This is a genomic window from Zafaria sp. Z1313 (genome assembly GCF_050563205.1).
Lineage (GTDB): Bacteria > Actinomycetota > Actinomycetes > Actinomycetales > Micrococcaceae > JAZDCJ01.
Genome location: NZ_JBNWUK010000042.1, coordinates 1 through 4,867 on the forward strand (window position 1 = coordinate 1; position 4,867 = coordinate 4,867).

5 protein-coding genes are annotated in these 4,867 nt (G+C 60.6%); 4 read left to right on the forward strand and 1 reads right to left on the reverse strand.

The annotated features are described in order from the left end of the window. Positions 1-1,159: IS256 family transposase (locus ACQ3I4_RS16460; protein ID WP_430633927.1), on the reverse strand; the 1,159-nt coding region annotated here is incomplete at its 3' end. Positions 1,160-1,434: 275 nt separating this feature from the next. On the opposite strand from ACQ3I4_RS16460, the gene ACQ3I4_RS16465 reads away from it, so the two are divergent. The 4 genes from ACQ3I4_RS16465 to ACQ3I4_RS16480 form a co-directional block, all read left to right on the forward strand. Then, a complete protein-coding gene (locus ACQ3I4_RS16465) occupies positions 1,435-2,397 on the forward strand; it encodes an SMODS domain-containing nucleotidyltransferase (protein WP_430633924.1) in 963 nt (320 codons plus the stop codon). Continuing rightward, entirely contained in the window at positions 2,394-3,917 is a 1,524-nt protein-coding gene (locus ACQ3I4_RS16470; protein ID WP_430633925.1) for a ThiF family adenylyltransferase, read from the forward strand. The genes ACQ3I4_RS16465 and ACQ3I4_RS16470 overlap by 4 nt, the downstream gene beginning before the upstream one ends. Next, complete coding sequence (locus tag ACQ3I4_RS16475; RefSeq protein WP_430633926.1) at positions 3,914-4,378, forward strand: Mov34/MPN/PAD-1 family protein; 465 nt, start codon at positions 3,914-3,916, stop codon at positions 4,376-4,378. The genes ACQ3I4_RS16470 and ACQ3I4_RS16475 overlap by 4 nt, the downstream gene beginning before the upstream one ends. A 102-nt stretch (positions 4,379-4,480) precedes the next feature. After that, the coding region (locus ACQ3I4_RS16480) for a transposase (RefSeq protein WP_430633347.1) at positions 4,481-4,867 on the forward strand (387 nt) is incomplete at its 3' end.

The following is a 4,867-nucleotide window of genomic DNA, read 5'->3' on the forward strand; positions in this document are numbered from 1 at the left end:
GCCCCGTCGGGTCAAGCGACCGGGTCACGAGATACAGGCATTTCAGCGCGGCAGCGTCGTTGGGGAAGTGCCCGCGGGCACGGACGGCGCGCCGGTAGCGGGCGTTGAGCGACTCGATCGCGTTCGTGGAGCAGATGATGCGGCGGATCTCGACGTCGTAGTCCAGAAACGGGATGAATTCCGCCCATGCGTTCTCCCAGAGCTGCCGGATCGCGGGATACATGGTGCACCACTTCTCGGCGAACTCCTCGAACCTGGCCCTCGCGACAGCTTCGTTGACGGCGGTATAGACCGGCTTGAGGTCGCGGGCGATCTGGTCCCAGTACTTCCGCGACGCGTATTTGAACGTGTTGCGGATCAGGTGGATGATGCATGTCTGCACCGTCGTCAGCTCCCACGTCGTGTTGATCGCGTCCGGGAGGCCTTTCAGCCCGTCGCAGACGACGATGCAGACGTCCTCGACGCCGCGGTTCTTGATCTCGGTGAGCACGCCGAGCCAGAACTTCGCGCCCTCACCACCGTCGCCGGCCCAGATCCCGAGGATGTCGCGTTCCCCGCCCGTGGTGACGCCGACGGCGACGTAGAACGGTTTGTTGCGCACCTGCCCGTCCCGCACCTTCACGACGATCGCGTCGATGAACACCACCGGGTAGACGCGGTCCAACGGACGGTTCTGCCACTCGGTCATCTCCTCGATCACCTTGTCGGTGATCTTCGAGATCGTGTCCTTCGAGACGCTGGCTCCGTAGACATCGTCGAAGTGCGCCGCGACCTCACCGGTCGTGAGCCCGCGCGCGGTCAATGACAGCACGATCTCGTCGATCCCGTCCAGCCGACGCTGCCGCTTGCGCACGATCCTCGGCTGGAACGACCCCTCACGATCCCGGGGAACGTCGATCTGCACTGCACCGACCTCGGTCATCACGGTCTTCGCCCGCGTCCCGTTACGGGCATTCTCGCCGGTGCTGGGCTGGTGCTTGTCATAACCGAGGTGCTCGGTCATCTCGACCTCGAGCGCAGTCTCCAGCACCCGCTTCGTTAGCCCGGCGAGCAGCCCGTCCGGGCCGACCAGGCTGACGCCCTTCTCCTTCGCTTCCCCGAGCAGCTGCTCCGCGATCTGCTGCTGATCGATGATCTCTCCCGTCACAGGATCAATCATCTCGATGACATCGGTCATCGCCTTTCCTTTCGGTCAGGCCAGGACCAGATACACCGTTCGTCTGACACTCCCTCTGGGCCAGGTGCAGGATCGAGTTGCTCGTCGAACAGACCCTCGGCTCCGCCTCTGAAAGGTTGTCGTTCCTCGGAACGGTGTTCGCCACCTTCGTCGCCTGGCGCTGGGTGGGAGGCTTGTGCCCTGTCCATGTCGGACCCCGCATCTATCATTGGAACACCAGACCAAGCCCGAAATCTCAAGGTGGAAAGAGGGGCAGCATGTCGGTCCTCACGAAACAGTTCAAGGACGCGCTCTCGAAGATAGAACCTGGCGAGGACGCTGAACACGCAGCCGAGGCTCATGCCGAGGTCCGTGATGTTCTCGATGGTCATGCCGATCTTGTGGAGTGGGGTCTTCACACCGTGCTCATCGGCTCGTACAGACGCGACGTTTCAATTCGCAGGGTCAAAGACGTGGATGTCTTCTGCGAACTACCGAACTTGCCGGACGATGAAGACCCGCAGGATCTGCTGGACAAGTTCGCTAACCGGTTCGAAGGCGAGTATGGGGACCGGGTTACGAAGAACGACCGCTCAGTAAAGGTGGACTTCCCGGATTTCGATATGCACGTGGACGTAGTGCCAGCTCGACCTGCCGATGATGAATGGGAAATCCCCGATCGTGATGGCGGGTGGGAGAAAACCCATCCTGTGAAGTTCAGCGAACTCAGCACTGCCCGAAATCAAGAGCATGATGACAAGTACGTTCCGGTGGTCAAACTTGTGCGGCAAACCCGTCGGGCACTGCGTGGCGACGTCAAACCCGGCGGCTTCTTTGTAGAGGTTGCCGCATACCACGCGTTCGCGGAAATCCCGAGTGGAAGTTCGGATGAGTCGCCAAGCTCTACGGCGGAGTACTACACGGTCGCGCTGGAGAAGATGGCACCTATCCTTCGTGACCACGCGGATGATGTTGCTCGCCTGATGAATCCAGCGATCCCAGATCAAGAGCTTCACATTCGAGCAACCCAAGAAGAACTTGACACAATTGCCGATGCGTGGGAGCAAGCTGCCGTCGATGCGCGTGAAGCATTGAAATCGGAAAACGACCAGGACGCGGCTCGGACGTTCAAGCGCCTGCTCGGACAAAACAGCGACGGTGACGACGTCTTCGAGGTTCCCGTGGCGGTGTCGGCCGGACACCGCAGCTTGCCCAGCGGAGAGTCACCCACATTCGGATGAGCCAGACGACAGACGCATACGTCGAAGCGGCGGTCCGCCGCTTCGACGAGGCGCTGAACCGCGCGCGATTCCACACTGTGAAGTGTGGCGACGCCCCCGAAGACTGGGAGTGGAGCGGAACGGTGGGAAAGAATCCTGAACCAGCGACCATCTCACTCACCAACGATTTTCCGTTTGCAGCTCCTCGTGTCGTTCTGGCACAAAGAGTGGATGAGATCAATTGGCATCAGATGCCGGATGGGTCCCTGTGCCTTTGGAACGCTCACTCCATAGGAAGCCAGCCTTGGCTCGACGGAGACGGGCTCCTCGCGCGGGTCGAAGAGTGGATTGCTCATGCGGAGGCCGGTTGGGCCGATGACATGCCGCAGCTTGATTTGGAAGCGTACAACAATCTATGGCTGGAGGTCCGCGACGGCCAATGGTTCAGCCCTATCTTGGCTGTCGATGATTGGGAACAGATAGCTGGGGGTTGGTTTCGGACCACTCCACCCGACGAGAACGGCCTGCTAACCGTCACGAGCGCGCAGCTATCTGAGCCAGCAATGCCAGTACCCCCGCGCAACAAGAGGAAGCGAAGAGCCGGGCTCAGGACGCAGAACCGGTCGAACAAGTTCCTGAACGGAATCGCCATTGACCTCGGAAGAGTCACGAAGCCGTTCATCTTCACCGAGCAGTTAGCAGAAGAAGTGGGGGCGAACAGTCCCTTGATCGTAGCGATGTTGGAAACAAGGCGGCCAGTTCTGTTCGCGGCTCGATACACGCGCGACGAAGCCGTAGGGTTCATCGGTTTTTGGTTCGAATCTACAAGAGATGGCATTACCCGCCGGTGCTTTCCCGTAGCTGAACGGCGATACGCGCAACAACGGCGGGCCGGGTGGCATGCGGCCACCCTCTCAGATCGGAAGGTATCCGTCATTGGTGCAGGGAGTATAGGCTCGCACCTCATCGACCTTCTCCATCGCAGCGGCGTGAATGACCTCACGATTCACGACTTCGATGTCCTACTCCCGGGAAATCTCACACGTCACGCCGCTTCTCCAGCTTTTGTTGGTGCCTCAAAGACAACCGCTGTGAGAGAAACAGCGAACCTTCGAATACCGGAACACCCGATCAAGACCTCTACCTCAGTTCGAGGCCTCAACGAAGCTGTACAGCTCTTACGCGACCAAGATCTTGTAGTCGACTGCACAGGCGATCGACTCACCTGGCAACTTCTGCTTGCCGCCGCCGAAGTCACCGGACGATCTTTTCTGCACGTCGCAGTCATCGGACACGGGCAAGTCGGCCGTGTAGACATCTGCCCTCCGCTAGAGGGGACAGATCCCCTTGCGGAGAGTGTCGTTCAGCCTCTCGCAGCTACCGAGTGGGAAGCAGGATGCGGCGACCCAGTAAGCCCTACTCCACCTACGGCAGTAGCCGAGACCGCAGCAATGGGCGCCCGCTTTGCGATCAGGATGCTCGCTGGGGAGTCGGTTCTCCCGGCTGGTGAGTCGCGCGAACTGTTTCCGGTCGTCCCATGACCAGAACGCTTACTCTAACGGACACGATATGGCGAACTCTGCGACTGGCAGGCACACGAGCACTTCCTCGTGAAACGGGCGGCCTATTACTCGGGTACTACACCGAAATCGGGCCGCATGTAACCGAAGCCCATGTTGTGCCCGACCCGCGTGCTACTCGCATCCGATATCGCCGAGATGCCGTTACTGCCGCGCGCATCCTAGGAGCAAGCATCCGCGCGGACGACAGCGGTGCCCTCGGCTACATCGGCGAGTGGCACTCCCATCCACTACCGCTCGGCCCGAGCACGACAGATGTTCACGCATCTGGCCGACTTGCCCTCGCCGGGGGCCACGACGTCGCTCTACTGGTTCTTGCCCTAGGGACACGAGGTTGGAATGGCCATGCGCTCAACGCGGATCCGACAGGAAACATAGAGACGCTCAAGTTCAGTGTGGAAGGAACCGGCAATGACGGATAACAACAGGCTCAGGTCGGCGTTCCTCGCGAAGCGGGACTGTGGAAATAACGGTGTATCCGGCTCGACACGCCGGGCGGTAAGCCTGGCGGGGAGGAGCCCGATATGGCCGCAACACTTGAGGCTGTGCCGAGTACGAAAACCGCTGAAAAGAAGACAGAAGTATCCGAGGGCGACGCTGCGCGCGAGCTGGTCAGAATGGCGAAGGAACAGGGCCTGTCCCTGACCGGGCCGGACGGTCTGCTCAAGCAGCTGACCAAGACCGTGATCGAGACCGCGCTCGATGAGGAAATGACCGAGCATCTCGGATATGAAAAGCACGATACGGCAGGGAAGCAGACCGCGAATTCCCGCAACGGCGTGCGCCCAAAAACGGTGCTGACGGAGACCACGGGCCCGGTGGAGGTGGACGTGCCGCGGGACCGGGAAGGGACCTTCTCACCGGTCATCGTCAAGAAGCGTCAGCGCCGCCTGACCGGTGTCGATGAGATG